The sequence below is a fragment of the Pseudomonas sp. NPDC087336 genome, assembly GCF_044744285.1.
In the GTDB taxonomy this organism is placed as follows: domain Bacteria; phylum Pseudomonadota; class Gammaproteobacteria; order Pseudomonadales; family Pseudomonadaceae; genus Aquipseudomonas.
Genome location: NZ_JBIUYA010000005.1, coordinates 249991 through 266999 on the forward strand (window position 1 = coordinate 249991; position 17009 = coordinate 266999).

Sequence of the window (17009 nt, forward strand, 5' to 3'; positions counted from 1 at the left end):
GGTAGTGGCAGCGAGGGGGCGCGATTATGCCCCAACTCACTGCGGTTGACCGATCATCGTGCGAATCTTGTTGGCCAGCAGATCAATCGAGAACGGTTTGGCCACCATGTCCATGCCTTCTTCGAGAAAACCTTGGCGTTCGGCCGCCATTTGCGCATACCCGGTCATGAACAGCACTTTCAGTTCCGGGCGATGCTGACGCGCGATCTCCGCCAGTTGTCGTCCATTCATCCCGGGCAGCCCGACGTCGGTGACCAGCAGATCCACCCGCAAGTCGGATTCCAGCAAGGGCAAGGCCATCTTCGCGTCTTCGGCTTCATAGGCGTGATAACCCAGCTCCTTGAGCAGATCGGTGACCAGCATCCGTACCGCCGGATCGTCTTCCACCAGCACCACGGTTTCGCCGGCAATCGCCGACGGTGCTTCGCTGACCACGGGCGACAGTACATCCTGCGGCTCGATGCCGCGTAGTCGCGGCAAGTACAGGCGCACGCTGGTGCCCTGCCCGGGCAGGCTGAACAGGGTCACGTGGCCACCGGACTGCTGGGCGAAACCGTAGATCATCGACAAGCCCAACCCGGTGCCCTGGCCAATGGGTTTGGTGGTGAAGAACGGGTCGAATGCCTTGGCCAAAACCTTGGGTGTCATGCCAGTGCCGTTGTCGCTGACCGCGATCATCAGGTATTCCCCGGCCTTGACCGGTTCCAGGGTGGTGATATCACTGCCGTCGAGGTAGACATTGGCGGTTTCGATGCACATCTGGCCACCCTCGGGCATGGCGTCCCGGGCGTTGATCACCAGGTTGAGCAGGGCGTTTTCCAGTTGACTGACGTCGGTGCTGACCGGCCAGGCATCTTCGGCCAGTTGCAGCTTGAGTTCGATGTGGTCGCCCTTGGTCCGGCTGAGCAAGTCTTCCAGGGAGTGGATCAGGTCGTTGGCGTTCAGCGTCTTGCGATCCAGCGACTGACGCCTCGAGAACGCCAGCAGCCGATGGGTGAGGGCGGCGGCGCGGTTGGCCGAGGACACCGCGGCCTCGCTGAAACGGGTGATTTCGGCGGCGCGGCCGTCGGCAATGTAGCGTTGCATCAGGTCCAGGCTGCCGATGATTCCAGTGAGCATGTTGTTGAAGTCATGGGCGATGCCGCCGGTGAGCTGGCCCAGCGCTTCCATCTTCTGCGCATGCCGCAGGGCTTCTTCGGCGCGCTCGCGTTCGAACATCTCGCTGAGCAGTTTTTCATTGGCCTCGGCCAATTGTCGGGTACGGGCGCTTACCCGTTCTTCGAGGGTTTCGTTGAGGTTGCGCAGGGCTTCCTCGGTCTGTTTACGCTCGGTTTCGTCAATGACGAAGATGTAGAAACCATTCACCGCGCCATCCGCGCCGTGACGCGGCAGGTAATTCATCAGCGCCTGGCGGATGCTGCCGTCGCGGTGCGGGGTGCTGATGCTGAAGCAGCAGGGCTTGCCGGCCAAGGCCTGGGCGATGTGCTCGGCGCGCAAGGCGTAGGCCTCATCACCCAGCACTTCGCGTATGGTGCGGCCGTAGAGTTCCTGGGGCGTCAGGCCATACCAGTCCAGGTAGGCGGCGTTGTTCAGGCGAAAGCGTTCCTCGCGATCGACGTAGCTGATCAGGATCGGCATGGCATTGATGATCAACTGCAACTCGGTCTGGCTCTGGCGCAAGGCCTGCTCGGTGTTTTTGCGATCGGTCAGGTCGAGGGCGGCGCCGAGAAAACGGATTGGCCGTCCATGGTGATCCTTGTAGCAGCGTCCGCGGGCGAACACCCAGCGCAACTGGCCATCAGGCTGCAGCAGGCGGTATTCCTCGGCGTATTCGCTGCCGTGGGTGATGCAATGCTTGATGCTGCGTGCGATCAGGGCGCGGTCTTCGGGGTGGACGCCGTGCAGGTATTCGCTGATCGGCAACTGGCCGGACAGGGCCGGCTCGACGCCGTGCAATTGGGCGAAGTGAGCGTCGGCGATGAAACGGTCCTGACTGATGTCCCAATCCCAGGTGCCGACCGCGTCGGTGGCGGCGAGGGCCAGTTGCAGGCGTTCTTCGGTGTCTTGCTGGGCCTTGAGGCTCGCGGCGGAACGCTGTTCCAGCTCGAGGGCGATGCGCCGGCGTTCGTTGGTTTCGATGGCGGTGACCAGGATCCCGGCGACCTGGGCGTTTTCATCGCGGATAGGGCTGTAGGTCAGGTCAAGCCAGAAGTCGGAATCGATACCGTCGCGCTGCAGGGTAAAGCGCTGTTCGCTGTAGGTTCGCACCTGGCCTTGTAGGACTGCGCTGTAAATCGGGTCGGTAAAGTCCTTTAATTCGGGCCAGATCAGGTGGGTTGGCTGTCCGAAAGCGTGCGGATGCTTGCTGCCGGCCAGCAGTGCAAAGCCGTCGTTGTAGATCTGCGTCAGCTGCGGCCCCCAGAGCAGCAGCATCGGCATTGGCGAATGAATCACGATGTCCACGGCGGTACGCAGGCTCTGTGGCCAGGTGCCAGCAGCGCCCAGGGGGCTGTTTGCCCAGTCGAGTCTGGCAATCAAGGCCTGGGCATCGCTGCCGGTCGGTGATGCGTTCATCAAGATGTCCTGCACAAAAGTCGGTGTGGCGACGTCAACTATCCTTGCAGGGCAGTAGACGCTGGATGACCTGCTTCAGGTCATTTTTTAACATTGAATGCTTCGTAGGTGCTTTTTGCCATGGAAATCGACGCGTTGTTAAGCCGCCTGGCCAGCCAGGATGGCTCTGATCTCTACCTGTCCACCGGTGCGCCGCCCAGTGCGCGATTCGACGGAGTGCTCACCGCCCTGACGGACCGACCGTTCAAGCCGGGAGAAATCGCGACGATTGCGGCGTCCATCATGGACGTCGAACAGCGCCTTGAGTTCGATCGGGAGCTGGAAATGAACCTGGCGATCTCCCAGGCCGGGATCGGACGCTTTCGGGTGAATATTTTCAAGCAACGTAACGATGTGTCGATGGTCGTGCGCAACATCAAGCTCGACATTCCACGCTTCGAAGACCTCAAGCTGCCCTCGGTGCTGCTTGACACGGTGATGCTCAAGCAAGGACTGATGCTGTTCGTCGGCGCGACCGATTCGGGCAAGTCTACCTCGCTGGCGGCGTTGATCGACTACCGCAATCGTCACGGCAGCGGTCACATCGTCACCATCGAAGACCCGATCGAGTACATCCACCGGCACCAGAGATCGATCATCAGCCAGCGCGAGGTCGGTGTCGACACCCGCAGTTTTCATGCTGCCTTGAAAAACACCCTGCGCCAGGCGCCGGATGTGGTGTTGATCGGCGAGATCCGCGACCGCGAAACCATGGAGCATGCCCTGGCGTTTGCCGATTCCGGGCATTTGGTGATTTCCACGCTGCATGCCCACAACGCCAGCCAGGCGCTCGACCGCATTATCAATTTTTTCCCCGAAGAGCGACGGGGTCAACTGCTTAACGACCTGGGCAATAACCTCAAGGCGTTTGTGTCGCAGCGCCTGGTACGTAGCGTTGATGGCCTGCGGCGTGCCGCGGTAGAGGTGCTGCTGGGGACTCCGACCGTTGGCGACCTGATCCGGCGTAATGAGTTTTGCGAGTTGAAAGGGGTGATGGAGAAGTCGGCGGCGCTGGGGATGCAGACGTTTGATGCTGCGCTCTATGCGCTGGTGCTTGAAGGGGTGATTGATGAGGATGAAGCATTGAAGCATGCGGATTCTGTGAACAATTTACGCTTGCGGTTGAAGTTGCATGCCAACACAACGCCAGGCTCTGCACCATCGTCAGGCGACTGGGGCTTGATGGATTGACGCACGCCCCCTGTAGGAGCTGGCTTGCCAGCGAAGGGCTCAATGAGAACAGTGCAAGTCTCAAGGGCCCCTTCGCTGGCGAGCCAGCTCCTACAAGGTGGTGTCAGTCCTGGAGTTCGGGGCGATCGCGGAACTGCTCGAGCGCCTCGGGGTTGGCCAGCGCATCGGTGTTTTTCACCTTCTGCCCATGCACCACATTGCGCACCGCCAACTCGACGATTTTGCCGCTGATGGTGCGGGGAATGTCGGTCACCGCGACAATCTTCGCCGGGACATGCCGCGGCGTGGTGTTGGCACGAATGACCTGGCGGATCTGCTGCTGCAGCGCATCATCCAGTTCCACGCCCTCGCGCAAACGTACAAACAGCACCACCCGCACGTCGTCCTGCCATTGCTGACCAATGGCCACGCTGTCGAGCACCTGCGGAATTTTCTCCACTTGCCGATAGATTTCCGCCGTGCCGATACGCACGCCACCCGGATTGAGCACGGCGTCGGAGCGCCCATGGATCATCATCGCGCCATGGGGCAGTTGTTCGGCGTAGTCGCCCTGGGCCCAGACACCGGGAAATTGACTGAAGTAGGACGCCTTGAGCTTTGCGCCATCGGGGTCGTTCCACAGGCCAATCGGCATCGCCGGGAAGTGCCGCGTACACACCAGTTCGCCCTTTTCGCCAATGACCGCCCGGCCCTCGTCATTCCACACCTGCACGGCCATGCCCAGGCTCTTGCCCTGTATTTCGCCACGGCGCACCGGCTGCCAGGGGTTGCCGTTGACAAAACACGAGACGATGTCGGTGCCGCCCGACATCGAGGCCAGGCACAGGTCGGCCTTGAAATCGCGATAGACGTAGTCGTAGCTCTGGGGCGACAGCGCGGAGCCGGTGCAGAGCAAAGTCTTGAGACTGCCCAGGTCATGGCTTTGCCCGGGGTTCACGCCGCTGCTTTGCAGGGTGGCGAGGTACTTGGGGCTGGTGCCGAACACCGTGATGCGCTCGTCGTCGATCAGGTCGATCAAGCGTTGGGCATCCGGTTGGAACGGCGAGCCGTCGTACAGCACCACGGCGCTGCCCACCGCCAGGGCCGAGACCAGCCAGTTCCACATCATCCAGCCGCAGGTGGTGTAGTAGAACAGGCGATCGCCAGGGCCGAGATCGCAATGCAGGCCGTGTTCCTTGACGTGCTGCAGCAGCACGCCGCCGGTGCTGTGGATGATGCATTTGGGCACCCCGGTGGTGCCGCTGGAGTAGAGGATGTACAGCGGATGGTCGAAAGGCACCGCAACGAAATCAGGGTCGCCACCAGGATCATAGAAATCGTCCCAGAGTGTGACGTTGGCCTGGGTACGGAAATCTTCGATGTGTGTTTCGGGCCGCGCGTAAGGCACGATCACCAGCTGCTGCAATGACGGCAGGCGTTCGAGGATTTCGTTGACCTTGGCACTCTGGTCGATCTCCTTGCCGGCGTAACGATAGCCGGCGCAGGTGACCAGTACTTTCGGTTCGATCTGGCCAAAACGGTCGATCACCCCTTGGGTGCCGAAGTCTGGCGACGAGCAGGACCAGATGGCCCCCAGGCTGGTGGTGGCGAGCATGGCCACCAGGGTTTGCCAGGTGTTGGGCATGCACGCCGCCACCCGGTCGCCAAGGCCGACACCGGCCGCGATCAAGCCATTCTGAAAGCCGGCGACATGCTCTGCCAATTCGGCCCAGGTCAAGTGTTCACGCTGGCCGTTTTCAGCCACGGCCACCACTGCCACGGCATCGTCGCGACGACTGAGCAGGTGTTCGGCGAAATTCAGGGTAGCGCCTGGGAACCACTGGGCACTGGGCATCTGCGGGCCTTCGAGCAGCACCGCGTCGGGTTGCTCATGGAAGCGGATATCGAAGAAGTCGACAATGGCCTGCCAGAAGTCCGGGCGCTGATCGATCGACCATTGGTGCAGGGCGGGGTAGTCGTCGATGTGCAGGTGGTGCCGTTGATTGACGAAGCGCCGAAACGCCTCCATGCGGGTCTTGCCGATGCGTTCGGGGGTGGGTTGCCACAGTACTTCGGACATGATGTGCCTCTTCTTGTAGTCAGAGCGTGGGAACGATCATCTGTGGGTTATTGCGCCAACCACCCACCATCGATATTCCACGCCGCGCCACGCACCTGGCTGCCAGCCTCGCTGCACAAAAACAGCACCAGTTCACCCAGCTGCGGCGGCGTCACGAACTCCAGCGACGGCTGCTTCTCGGCCAGCAGGTCATGCTGCGCCTGCTGCGGATCGATGCCCTTGGCGGCGCGATCGTCGATCTGCTTCTGCACCAGTGGCGTCAACACCCAGCCCGGGCAAATGGCATTGCAGGTGATGTTGCTGGTGGCCGTTTCCAGGGCGACGACCTTGGTCAGCCCTATCACACCGTGCTTGGCGGCGACGTAAGCGGCCTTGCCCGTCGAACCCACCAGGCCATGCACCGAGGCGATGTTGATCACCCGGCCCCAGCCCTTGGCGCGCATGCCCGGCAGGGCAAGGCGGGTGCTGTGGAACACCGAGGACAAATTGATGGCGATGATCGAGTCCCAGCGTTCCACCGGGAACTCGTCCACGGGGGCCACATGCTGGATGCCGGCGTTGTTGACCAAAATGTCTACGCCGCCGAATTCGCGCTCGGCGTAGGCGATCATGTCGGCGATCTGCGCCGGGTCGCTGACGTCGGCCGGATGATGCCCAACCTTGCCGCCGAACAGCTCCACCTCGGCTATCACTTTGGATGCATCGCCGAATCCGTTGAGAATCAGGTTGGCGCCAGCCTTGGCCAGGCTCAGGGCGATCCCCAAGCCAATGCCGCTGGTGGAACCGGTAACCAATGCGGTCTTGCCCGAAAGAGTCGTCATCAATACCTCACACAATGCCAGTGGCGTAGAAAGTGCCGATCACTACGAAAACCGCCAGGGTCTTGATCAGCGTAATACAGAAAATGTCTTTGTAGGCTTCGCGGTGGGTCAGGCCGGTCACCGCCAGCAAGGTAATCACCGCGCCGTTGTGCGGCAGGGTGTCCATGCCACCACTGGCCATGGCCGCTACCCGGTGCAGGACTTCCAGAGGGATGTTGGCGGCATGGGCCGCTGCGATAAAGTCATTGGCCATGGCCGCGAGCGCAATGCTCATGCCGCCGGACGCTGAACCTGTGATGCCCGCCAGCAGGGTCACGGTGATTGCTTCGTTGACCAGCGGGTTAGGGATGCTTTTGAGCCAGTCGGCCAGAACCAGAAAGCCTGGCAACGACGCTATCACCGCACCAAAACCGTATTCCGACGCCGTGTTCATCGCTGCCAGCAATGAACCGCTGACCGCACTTCGGCTGCCTTCGGCCAACTTGCCGCGAATCGCCTGGAAGCCGAACACCAGCACCATAATGATGCCGACCAGCAATGCAGCCTGAACGGCCCAGATCGCCGTGAGCTTGGCGATTTCGGTGGTCACCGGCGCAGCCATGCCCGGCAGCGCGAGGCTGTGGGTCTTGCCGTACCACTGTGGAATCCACTGGGTGAACAACAGGTTCATGATGCCCACGGCCAACAGCGGCGACAGTGCGATCCACGGATTGGGAAGTTTGATGTCGGCAGCGGTTTGCGGCTCGTTGCGCAGGTCGGTGCCATAGCCTTCGCCGCTTAGCTGAGCCTTGTTGCGCTGGCGCTGCAGAAACAGCATGCCAGCGCAGACCACGAAGATCGAGCCGATCAAACCCAGCCAGGGCGCGGCCCAGGCGGTGGTGTTGAAGAAGGTGCTGGGGATGATGTTCTGGATCTGTGGGGTGCCGGGCAGTGCGTCCATGGTGAACGAGAAGGCGCCGAGTGCGATGGTCGCCGGGATCAGGCGCTTGGGAATGTTGCTCTGGCGGAACATCTCTGCGGCAAACGGATAGACCGCGAACACCACCACGAACAACGAAACGCCACCGTACGTCAGCAGGGCGCAGACCAGCACGATCACCAGCATCGCCTGGCGGGTGCCGAGCACGCGAATGGCTGCCGCGACGATGGAGCGCGAGAAACCGGACAACTCGATGAGTTTGCCGAACACCGCGCCCAACAGGAATACCGGGAAATACAGTTTGATGAAACCGACCATTTTCTCCATGAACACCCCGGTGAAGGCGGGGGCGACGGCAGAAGGATCGGTGAACAGGACGGCGCCGAGGGCGGCAATCGGGGCAAAAAGGATAACGCTGTAGCCACGGTAAGCAGCCAGCATCAGCAACGCGAGGGCTGCCAAGGCAATGATCACACTCATGGTGTGTCTCCTGGATTGTTATTTTTGTATGGGTGAAACGTTGTAGGAGACGGCATCAGCGAGTTTCGTGCCAGATGCGTAAGTTATTGAAATATATGGATATATCTATTGGTGGTGTGTTGGGAATGATCGAGTTGTCTCTATTTTGAGACTTTCGTTACCCGTAATGGCCTCTTCGCGGGCAAGCCCGCTCCCACAGGGTTTATTGAATAGTCCGAAAAAACGCGGTTACTGTGGGAGCGGGCTTGCCCGCGATAGGGCCATGTCTATCAATGGAGATTGATATCTCTTTATGGAGACTCCGCAATCCCCAACGCCACCATCTTCTTGTACAAGGTCGACCGCCCCAACCCCAACCGCGCCGCCGCTTCAATCACCTTGCCCCCGCATTGCGCCAAGGCCGCTTCAATCAATTGCCGATCAAAGCGCGCGCGCGCGGCACTGAACGTCTCATGCTCCAGCACTTCGACAGGCAACGGCGCCACGCGCTCTATCGGAGTAAAAGTCCCGATCGCAGCACGGATATCCGCCACCGTCAGGCGCAAATCATCACTGAGTAATGCCGCCCGCTCCAGCACGTTGCGCAGTTCCCGAATGTTCCCCGGCCAGGCGTGTTGACCCAGGAGTGCCAGCGCTTCGCTGTTCAGTTCGTGCTGGCTGCGCAACTCTTCAAGAATCGCTTCACTGAGGGCGGGCAGGTCGTCGAGACGCTCGCGCAGCGGTGGCACCTGGATCGGCAGAACGTTGAGGCGGTAGTACAGGTCGGCGCGAAACTCGCCACGCTTGATCGCCGCTTCAAGGTCGGTCGAGGTCGCGGCGATCACCCGCACATCGCTCTGGATCACCTCGTTGGAGCCCACCGGTTCGAATTCCTTTTCCTGCAGCACCCGCAATAACTTGCTTTGCAGAGGCAACGGCATGTCGCCGATTTCATCGAGGAACAGCGTACCGCCCTGGGCGATCTGCAGTTTGCCGGCGCGGCCTTTGCGGTCGGCGCCGGTATAGGCGCCAGGCGCGGTGCCGAAGAATTCGGCCTCCAGCAGTGATTCCGGGATCGCCGCGCTGTTGATGCTGACAAACGCCTTGTGTGCTCGCGGCGAGGCACTGTGGATGGCCTGTGCCAGCAATTCCTTGCCGGTGCCGGTTTCACCGAGCAGCAACACCGGCGAGTCGGTGCTGGCGCTACGCCGGGCCCGGCGCTTGACTTCCAGGCTGGCGGCGCTGGTGCCGATGAAGTGGGCGAAGTTGTAGCGGGTCTGTCGCGATCGCAGCAGCGAGCGTGTGGAAGCGAGCTCCTGCTGCATGCTCATGTAGCGCTTGAGCATCGGCGACAGGCTACGCAATTCGTCGAACAAGGCAAAGCCGATGGCACCGATGACCTCGCCGCAATCGTCGTGAATCGGCAGGCGCATGACCACCAGCGGTTCCTTGGAGGTGTCCTGCATGTCGAGCAGGATCGGTCGGCCGGTGCGCACCACTTCGCGCAGCAGGCTGCCGGGGATGACGCTTTCACAGGCCTTGCCAATCGCGCCTTCAGCCGATGGCAGGCCAAAACGCTTGGCATAGCGCTCGTTCATCCAGACGATATTGGCGTCGCGGTCGACGATCACCGTGCCTTCACTTGACTGCTCGATGATCTCGAACAGCGAGCGGATCGCCAGCAGGCGCACGCGCTGGTAGTCCTTGAGGCTTTCGGTGGTGTTCATGGGGGCTGATCCTGATTGTGTGTTGCCTGTGCAGGCCCCATCGCGGGCAAGCCCGCTTCCACAGTGTATGGGGGGGGCGCCGAATGTGGGTTAGACACAAAACCTGTGGGAGCGGGCTTGCCCGCGATTGCCGCGACACGGTTTTACGTTGTAAAGCGATTATGCCTGCCCCACATGCGCCGCCGCCAACAGCTCTTTGGTATAGGGATGCTGCGGCGAATCGAACACATCATGGCTGGCGCCGCGTTCGACCACCTTGCCATCCTTGATCACGATCATGTCGTGGGCCAGGGCGCGCACCACCGCCAGGTCATGGCTGATGAACAGGTAGGTCAGCCCGTGCTTTTCCTGGAGCTGACGCAGCAGGGCGACCACCTGCTTTTGCACGGTACGGTCCAGCGCAGAGGTGGGTTCGTCCAGCAGGATCAGCGCGGGCTTGAGTACCAGCGCCCGGGCGATGGCGATGCGCTGGCGCTGGCCACCGGAAAACTCGTGGGGGTAGCGATGCCGGCTTTGCGGGTCGAGCCCGACTTCCTGTAGTGCCCGGATCACTTCGGCGTTGCATTGCTCGGCGTTCAGCTGGCTATGCACCTCCAGGCCTTCGCTGATGATCTGCGCCACGGACATGCGCGGGCTGAGACTGCCGAACGGGTCCTGGAACACCACCTGCATTTTCTTGCGCCACGGTCGCAACTGTTTCTGTGTCAGGCCATCGAGCGCCTGGCCCTGGAAGTGAATAGCGCCCTCGGAGTCCAGCAGGCGCAGGATCGCCTGGCCAAGCGTGGACTTGCCGGAACCTGACTCGCCGACGATGCCCAGGGTCTTGCCGCGCTGGATGCTCAGGCTGATGCCGTCCACGGCCTTGAGGTAAGTCTTGCGCCGGAACAGTCCGCCACCGACGGCGAATTGCACCCGTAGGTCGTGCACTTCCAGGACTTTCTCGCGTTCGTCCCGGGGCAGGGCTTCGCCTTCCGGCTCGGCGTTTAGCAGCACGCAGCTGTAAGGGTGTTTCGGTGCGGTGAACATCGTCTCGCAGGTGGCTTGCTCGACGATTTCCCCGGCCTTCATCACGCAGACGCGCTGGGCAATGCTGCGCACCAGATTGAGATCGTGACTGATCAGCAGCAGCGACATGCCCAGTCTCTGCTGCAGCGACTTGAGCAGCAGCAGGATCTTGCGCTGCACCGTCACGTCCAGCGCGGTGGTCGGTTCATCGGCGATCAACAATTCCGGCTCGCAGGCCAGGGCCATGGCAATCATCACCCGTTGGCGCTGGCCACCGGATAGCTGATGGGGGTACGACTTGAGCCGTTCCTGGGGGTTCTGGATACCCACCAGATGCAGCAACTCAAGAATCCGCGCTTGCGCCGCTTTGCCAGCGAGGCCCTTGTGCACCAGCAAGGTTTCGCCGATCTGCTTCTCGATACTGTGCAACGGGTTCAGGGAGGTCATCGGCTCCTGGAAGATCATCGCAATGCGATTGCCCCGTAGTTCGCGCAATTTACGCGCATCGGCGCCCACCAGTTCCTGGCCGCGATAACGGATGCTGCCGCTCGTGTCGGTGCCGCATTCGGGCAGCAATTGCAGGATCGAGTGAGCCGTCACCGACTTGCCCGAGCCCGACTCGCCCACCAGCGCCAGGCACTCGCCGGGGCGGATGTCCAGGCACAGGTCGCGCACCACGGTCTGGCCGCTGAAGGCGACGCTCAGGTCACGGATTTCGATGAGGTTGGTCATATCAACGGTCCGCTTCATGAACGGGGGTCAAAGGCGTCGCGCAAGGCTTCGCCGATGAACACCAGGAGAGAAAGAATCAACGCCAGGGTGAAAAACGCCGTCAGGCCCAGCCACGGCGCCTGCAGGTTTTGCTTGCCCTGGCCGATCAATTCACCCAGGGAGGCACTGCCGGCCGGCATGCCAAAACCGAGGAAATCCAGCGCGGTGAGGGTCGAGATGGCCCCGGTAAGAATGAACGGCAGGTAGCTCAAGGTCGCATTCATGGCGTTGGGCAGGATATGCCGCACGATCACTTTGCGGTCGGTGAGGCCCAGGGCCCGGGCTGCCTTGACGTATTCCAGATTTCTCCCACGCAGGAATTCGGCGCGCACCACGTCCACCAGGGCCAGCCAGGAAAACAGCGCCATGATCCCCAGCAACCACCAGAAATTCGGCTCGACGAACCCCGAGAGGATGATCAGCAGGTACAGCACCGGCAGCCCGGACCAGACCTCCAGCAGCCGCTGGCCGAGCAAGTCGACCCAGCCGCCGTAATAGCCCTGCAGGGCGCCTGCGGCGATGCCGATCAGCGCGCTGACGAAGGTCAGCATCAAGGCAAACAGGATCGATACCCGTGCGCCGAATATCACCCGCGCCAACACGTCCCGCGCCTGATCGTCGGTGCCCAGCCAGTTCACCTGCGAAGGGGGGCTCGGCGCCGGTTTGTTCAGGTCATAGTTGGGTGTGTCGTCACTGAAGGGGATTGGCGGGAACAACAGCCAGCCACCGTCCTTCTTGATCAGGTTCTGCACATAATCGCTGCGGTAATCGGCCTGGAATGGCAGTTGTCCGCCGAACTCCTGCTCGGTGTAGCGCTTGAGCGCCGGGAAGTACAACGAACCCTGGTAGCTGACCACCAGCGGTTTGTCATTGGCAATCAGCTCGCCACCCAAAGTCAGCAGGAACAGCCCGACAAACAACCACAGCGACCACCAGCCGCGGCGGTTTTTCTTGAAACGCTCGAAGCGGCGTCGGCCTAATGGCGAAAGCTTCAACATCAGGCGTTCCTCGCGGCGAAGTCGATGCGCGGATCGACCAGGGTGTAGCACAGGTCGCCGACCAGTTTTATCAGCAGGCCGAACAGCGTGAAAATGAACAGCGAGCCGAACACCACCGGGTAGTCCCGTGACACGGCCGCTTCGTAGCTCATGCGACCCAGGCCATCGAGGGAAAAAATCACTTCGATCAGCAGGGAGCCGGCAAAAAACACACTGATAAAGGCCTGGGGAATCCCCGACACCACAAGCAACATGGCGTTGCGAAACACGTGGCCGTACAGCACCCGGCGTTCGCTCAGGCCTTTGGCCCGGGCAGTGACCACGTACTGGCGGGTGATTTCGTTGAGGAACGAGTTCTTGGTCAGGATGGTCAAGGTGGCGAAACCGCCGATCACCAGCGCGGTCACCGGCAGTACCAGGTGCCAGAAGTAATCGACGACCTTGCCCAGGGTCGACAGCGACTCGAAGTTGTCCGAGACCAGTCCGCGTACCGGGAACCAGTTCAGTGAGGTGCCGCCGGCGAACACTACGATCAGGAACATGGCGAACAGGAACGCCGGCATGGCATAGCCGATGATGATCGCGGTGCTGCTCCAGACATCGAAATGACTGCCGTGGTGCACGGCCTTGCGAATCCCCAGGGGAATCGACACCAGGTAGGTGATCAGCGTCGCCCAGAGCCCGAGGGAAATGGTGACTGGCATTTTTTCCAGGATCAGGTCAGTGACGGTGGCGCCACGAAAGAAGCTTTTGCCGAAGTCCAGGCGCGCATAGCTGGTGAGCATCAACCACAGGCGTTGCGGTGCCGGTTTGTCGAAGCCGTACTGCTTTTCGATGTCCTTGATCAGCTTCGGATCGAGACCGCGGCTGGCCCGGGAATGGCCCATGGTCTCGCTCGAGCCGCCACCGATGCTGCCCCCGCCAATGCCCTGCAGGTGCGCGATGGCCTGTTCCACCGGGCCACCCGGTGCGGCCTGGACGATGACGAAGTTGACCAGAAGAATGATAACCAGTGTCGGGATGATCAGCAGCAGGCGCCGTACGATATAAGCCCACATCAATGGGGTCCTCCGGGGCTGCCACGACGTATGCGCTCGGCGGTCATCTGCTGGTTGGTCAGCGGCGTGGTGCTCATTTCCCACCAGCTCTCGATGGCTTCGTCATTGCTCGCCTGCACGTTCGGTATGCCGAAGCGATTCCACCACACGGTGGAGCTGCCCGGCGGGTAATAGTTGGGAATCCAGTAATAGTTCCATTGCAGCACGCGGTCGAGCGCATGGGCATAGTGCAGCATGTCGGCCTGGGTGTTGGCGCGGATCAGGCCGTTGATCAGGGTGTCCACCGCCGGGTTCTGCAACACCATGTAGTTGTTGGCGCCGGGATCAAGCGCCGAAGCCGAGCCGAAGTAGTTGATCAGTTCGCCCCCGGGAGAGGTGGTAACCGGATACCCGGTGACAATCATGTCGTAGTCGCGGCTCATCAGGCGATTGACGTACTGCGACGAGTCGATGCGGCGGATGTTCAGGTCGATGCCGATCTGTTTCAGGGTGCGCTTATAGGGCAGGAGCAAGCGGTCCATCCCGTTCTGGCTGACCAGGAAGGTGAAGCTCAGTGGCTCGCCGTCGGCGTTCACCAATTGATCGCCCCGGGGTTTCCACCCGGCCTGTTCGAGCAGGTCCAGGGCTTGCAACTGCTTGTCACGAATCAAGCCGCTGCCATCGGTTTTCGGTGGTTCGAACACTTGGCTGAAGACTTCATCGGGAATCTGCCCGCGCAAGGGTTCCAGGATCGCCAGCTCGGCGGCATCGGGTAACTGCCGGGCGGCCAGGTCGGTATTGGAAAAGTAGCTCTGCTGGCGGATGTACAGGTTGCGCATCATCTGCCGGTTGCTCCATTCGAAATCCCAGAGCATCGCCAGCGCCTGGCGCACCCGGCGATCCTGGAACATCGGTTTTTGCAGGTTGAACACGAAACCCTGGGCCGATTGTGGCGCTTCGGTGGCCAGGTGCGCCTTTTGCAGGCGACCGTCGCTCAGGGCCGGGCTGTCGTAGCCAATGGAGTAGCCGGTGGCGGAAAACTCGCGGTTGTAGTCGTAGGCGCCACCGCGCAATACCTGGCGCGCGACATCGGTATCGCCGAAGTACTCGATGCTGAAACGGTCGAAATTGTAAAGCCCGCGGCTGACCGGCAGATCCTTGCCCCACCAGTCGGGGTTGCGCTCGAAGGTGATGCTGCGTCCCGAATCGATCTTGCCGACTTTGTACGGTCCGCTGCCCAGGGGCGGCTCGTAACCGCCGCCATCGGCGAAATCACGAGTCTTCCACCAGTGTTCGGGAAACACCGGCAAGGTCGCGATGTCCAGCGGCAGGGTGCGGTTTTCGTTGTTCTTGAAGTCGAAGCGCACGATCAATGGCGACTCGACTTCCACGCCCTTGACGTCGGCGAACTGGGTGCGATAGCGCAGGCTGCCCTGGGTCATCAACAGGTCGAAGGTGTAGCGCACGTCCTGGGCCGTGATCGGCGTGCCATCGGCGAATTGCGCCTTGGGGTTGAGGTAGAAGCGCAGGGACAGGCCATCGTCGGAGCGCTCCATTTGCTGCGCCACCAGGCCGTACACCGTGTAAGGTTCGTCCAGCGAGCGCTGCGCCAGGGGGGAGTAGAGCAGGCCATCGATCTGCGTCACGCCGATGCCCTTGTCTATATAAGGCAGGACATGATCGAAATGCCCGATCTCGATCGCCGAACGGCGCATCGTCCCGCCCTTGGGCGCCCGCGGGTTGGTGTAGGCAAAATGACTGAAGCCGGCAGGGTACTTGGCGGGTTCGCCGTATACGGTCAACGCATGTTGCGGTGCGGCATTCACACCAGCGGCGCCCAGGAGCAGAGCCACGGCAGTGAACAACAAAGTCGGGAAAGCCAGTCGCATTGTCAGCCTTAGAGCCGGGAGTCGTTAAGCACAATTTGTACGCTAGCGGCGCGTCCCTCGCCAGCCAAATTACGTATCTGAAATACGACGGCCCACCAAAGGGCGGGCCGTTGCACAGCACATCCAGGCGTCTATCAGTCCTGGCGGCTGGTCACTTCCAGCAGGTGATAGCCGAACTGGGTCTTGACCGGGCCTTGCACCACGTTGATCGGTGCGCTGAAAACCACGGTGTCGAACTCCTTGACCATCTGGCCCGGGCCGAACGAGCCCAGGTCACCGCCCTGGCGGCTGGAAGGGCAGGTGGAGTTGGCTTTGGCGACTTCGGCGAAGTCTGCGCCCGCCTCGATTTGGGCTTTCAGTTCATTGCACTTGGCTTCGCTGGCAACAAGGATGTGACGGGCAGTGGCTTTGGCCATGGGAAAACTCTCCATTCAATGTACGGTAAAGTGCTGAGCCTACCGGATTCAGTGGGGTATTTCTCCTCAAAGTTCCGTTGCCAGCGCTCTGGACGGCAGGTTTGGGTTAAAGACCGGCTTGTTCCAGGCGCTCGGCGTGCTGTACATATAGATCGATAGGGTCGATGCGCCTTTCACTTTGACCACCGACCTGGCGAAGGGTGCCCAGATGATCCAGCGGATAGTCGGAGCGGATGACGGTGCCCAGGTGGGAGCTGTAGCGTCCGACCATGCCATCGTTCTGCAAGGGCTCGGTGGTGAAAAAACGTGACAACGCCCGCAACAGGCCGTGGGACGGATCAAGTGCGTCCAGTACCGCATCCCGCCGCTTTCCCTGCACGATGCCACTCCAGGAGTAATAGCTGACACCATTGACCTGTTCGCTGCCCTGGCCACCCCAGGTCTGCGGCAGGCCTTGCGGGTACTTCTGGTTGAATGCACCCACGCCTTGCGTGGTCAAGGCGTTCAGTGCGGCGACGGCATTTTGCGCAATCCGACGCTTGCCGCTGAGCAACGAAAGAAGGTCGGCGAACAAGGTGGCCACGGTTTCGGCCAGCGTTTCCGGCAGGTGGCCGGGCGTCAATGCCTTGCGCAGCAAGTCGGCCAGTTCCGACCCGTGGTTCGGTCCGCTGACGGACGTTACCGAGGCCACCTTGCCGGGCGCTGTCGCGGCGGCATAACGTGCGGCCAACGCGCCCTGGCTGTGGCCGATCAGATTGACCTTGTGGGCACCGGTCCCCTGCAGTACCCGCTGGATCTGCGCCAGAAGCTGTTCGCCGCGCACTTCGTTGCTGTGGGTGGCGGATAGCTGCGGGACGAATACGCTTGCCCCGGCGTCCCGCAGGGCCTGCTTGACGTCGTAGAAGAGTTGCACACTGGCGATCCGCTCGAAACCGAAAAGGCCGTGGACCAGCAGGATGGGATAATGAGGCTTTGCATTCCGTTGCATGTTCATTCCTTTTTCCGGGGTCCCTCCGTGTCAGGCTACCTGTCGCCCTTGTTGATTGACTCATTCATTCAAGAGGGCGAAGGTGTTTAGCAATGTCCAAGCGCTATGACGACGAC

12 protein-coding genes are annotated in these 17009 nt (G+C 61.3%); 1 reads left to right on the forward strand and 11 read right to left on the reverse strand.

What is annotated here, in order from left to right; translation table 11 throughout:
• Positions 1-36: 36 nt before the first annotated feature.
• Entirely contained in the window at positions 37-2574 is a 2538-nt protein-coding gene (locus ACIO0C_RS07460; RefSeq protein ID WP_401309741.1) for a PAS domain S-box protein, read from the reverse strand.
• A gap of 120 nt (positions 2575-2694) precedes the next feature.
• On the opposite strand from ACIO0C_RS07460, the gene ACIO0C_RS07465 reads away from it, so the two are divergent.
• Positions 2695-3804, forward strand: a complete 1110-nt coding sequence (locus tag ACIO0C_RS07465; RefSeq protein ID WP_401309744.1) for a PilT/PilU family type 4a pilus ATPase — start codon at positions 2695-2697, stop codon at positions 3802-3804.
• A 103-nt stretch (positions 3805-3907) separates the two neighbouring features.
• On the opposite strand, the gene ACIO0C_RS07470 is transcribed toward ACIO0C_RS07465, so the two are convergent.
• From ACIO0C_RS07470 to ACIO0C_RS07515, 10 genes are all read right to left on the reverse strand, one after another.
• Positions 3908-5863 (reverse strand): acetoacetate--CoA ligase, encoded by a 1956-nt coding sequence (locus ACIO0C_RS07470; RefSeq protein ID WP_401309747.1) that lies wholly within the window; start codon positions 5861-5863, stop codon positions 3908-3910.
• 47 nt (positions 5864-5910) lie between these two features.
• Entirely contained in the window at positions 5911-6684 is a 774-nt protein-coding gene (gene hbdH, locus ACIO0C_RS07475) for a 3-hydroxybutyrate dehydrogenase (protein ID WP_401309750.1), read from the reverse strand.
• A gap of 7 nt (positions 6685-6691) precedes the next feature.
• Positions 6692-8083, reverse strand: a complete 1392-nt coding sequence (locus ACIO0C_RS07480; RefSeq protein WP_401309753.1) for a GntP family permease — start codon at positions 8081-8083, stop codon at positions 6692-6694.
• A 290-nt stretch (positions 8084-8373) separates the two neighbouring features.
• The gene (locus ACIO0C_RS07485; RefSeq protein WP_401309755.1) at positions 8374-9789 is read right to left on the reverse strand and encodes a sigma-54 interaction domain-containing protein; all 1416 of its coding nucleotides are present in this window, start codon (positions 9787-9789) and stop codon (positions 8374-8376) included.
• A 159-nt stretch (positions 9790-9948) separates the two neighbouring features.
• A complete protein-coding gene (locus ACIO0C_RS07490) occupies positions 9949-11526 on the reverse strand; it encodes an ABC transporter ATP-binding protein (RefSeq protein ID WP_401309758.1) in 1578 nt (525 codons plus the stop codon).
• Positions 11527-11540: 14 nt separating this feature from the next.
• Positions 11541-12563 carry an ABC transporter permease gene (locus ACIO0C_RS07495; RefSeq protein WP_401309760.1) on the reverse strand — a complete coding sequence of 341 codons (1023 nt, stop codon included), beginning with the start codon at positions 12561-12563 and terminating at the stop codon, positions 11541-11543.
• A complete protein-coding gene (locus ACIO0C_RS07500; protein ID WP_401309763.1) occupies positions 12563-13621 on the reverse strand; it encodes a microcin C ABC transporter permease YejB in 1059 nt (352 codons plus the stop codon). Before ACIO0C_RS07500 ends, ACIO0C_RS07495 begins: the two co-directional genes overlap by 1 nt.
• Positions 13621-15489: an extracellular solute-binding protein gene (locus tag ACIO0C_RS07505; RefSeq protein ID WP_401309766.1), complete on the reverse strand. Its 1869-nt coding sequence runs from the start codon at positions 15487-15489 to the stop codon at positions 13621-13623. The genes ACIO0C_RS07500 and ACIO0C_RS07505 overlap by 1 nt, the downstream gene beginning before the upstream one ends.
• 134 nt (positions 15490-15623) lie before the next feature.
• Positions 15624-15905 (reverse strand): peptidylprolyl isomerase, encoded by a 282-nt coding sequence (locus ACIO0C_RS07510; RefSeq protein WP_007984657.1) that lies wholly within the window; start codon positions 15903-15905, stop codon positions 15624-15626.
• Between the two features lie 106 nt (positions 15906-16011).
• Positions 16012-16893, reverse strand: coding sequence for an esterase/lipase family protein (locus ACIO0C_RS07515; protein ID WP_401309769.1), 882 nt, complete (start codon positions 16891-16893; stop codon positions 16012-16014).
• Positions 16894-17009: the final 116 nt, after the last annotated feature.

Coding starts and splice junctions, on each gene's coding strand:
- ACIO0C_RS07460 (WP_401309741.1), bottom strand. CDS start 2,574: ATGAACGCATCACCGACCGGCAGCGATGCCCAGGCCTTGATTGCCAGA.
- ACIO0C_RS07465 (WP_401309744.1), top strand. CDS start 2,695: ATGGAAATCGACGCGTTGTTAAGCCGCCTGGCCAGCCAGGATGGCTCT.
- ACIO0C_RS07470 (WP_401309747.1), bottom strand. CDS start 5,863: ATGTCCGAAGTACTGTGGCAACCCACCCCCGAACGCATCGGCAAGACC.
- hbdH (WP_401309750.1), bottom strand. CDS start 6,684: ATGACGACTCTTTCGGGCAAGACCGCATTGGTTACCGGTTCCACCAGC.
- ACIO0C_RS07480 (WP_401309753.1), bottom strand. CDS start 8,083: ATGAGTGTGATCATTGCCTTGGCAGCCCTCGCGTTGCTGATGCTGGCT.
- ACIO0C_RS07485 (WP_401309755.1), bottom strand. CDS start 9,789: ATGAACACCACCGAAAGCCTCAAGGACTACCAGCGCGTGCGCCTGCTG.
- ACIO0C_RS07490 (WP_401309758.1), bottom strand. CDS start 11,526: ATGACCAACCTCATCGAAATCCGTGACCTGAGCGTCGCCTTCAGCGGC.
- ACIO0C_RS07495 (WP_401309760.1), bottom strand. CDS start 12,563: ATGTTGAAGCTTTCGCCATTAGGCCGACGCCGCTTCGAGCGTTTCAAG.
- ACIO0C_RS07500 (WP_401309763.1), bottom strand. CDS start 13,621: ATGTGGGCTTATATCGTACGGCGCCTGCTGCTGATCATCCCGACACTG.
- ACIO0C_RS07505 (WP_401309766.1), bottom strand. CDS start 15,489: ATGCGACTGGCTTTCCCGACTTTGTTGTTCACTGCCGTGGCTCTGCTC.
- ACIO0C_RS07510 (WP_007984657.1), bottom strand. CDS start 15,905: ATGGCCAAAGCCACTGCCCGTCACATCCTTGTTGCCAGCGAAGCCAAG.
- ACIO0C_RS07515 (WP_401309769.1), bottom strand. CDS start 16,893: ATGCAACGGAATGCAAAGCCTCATTATCCCATCCTGCTGGTCCACGGC.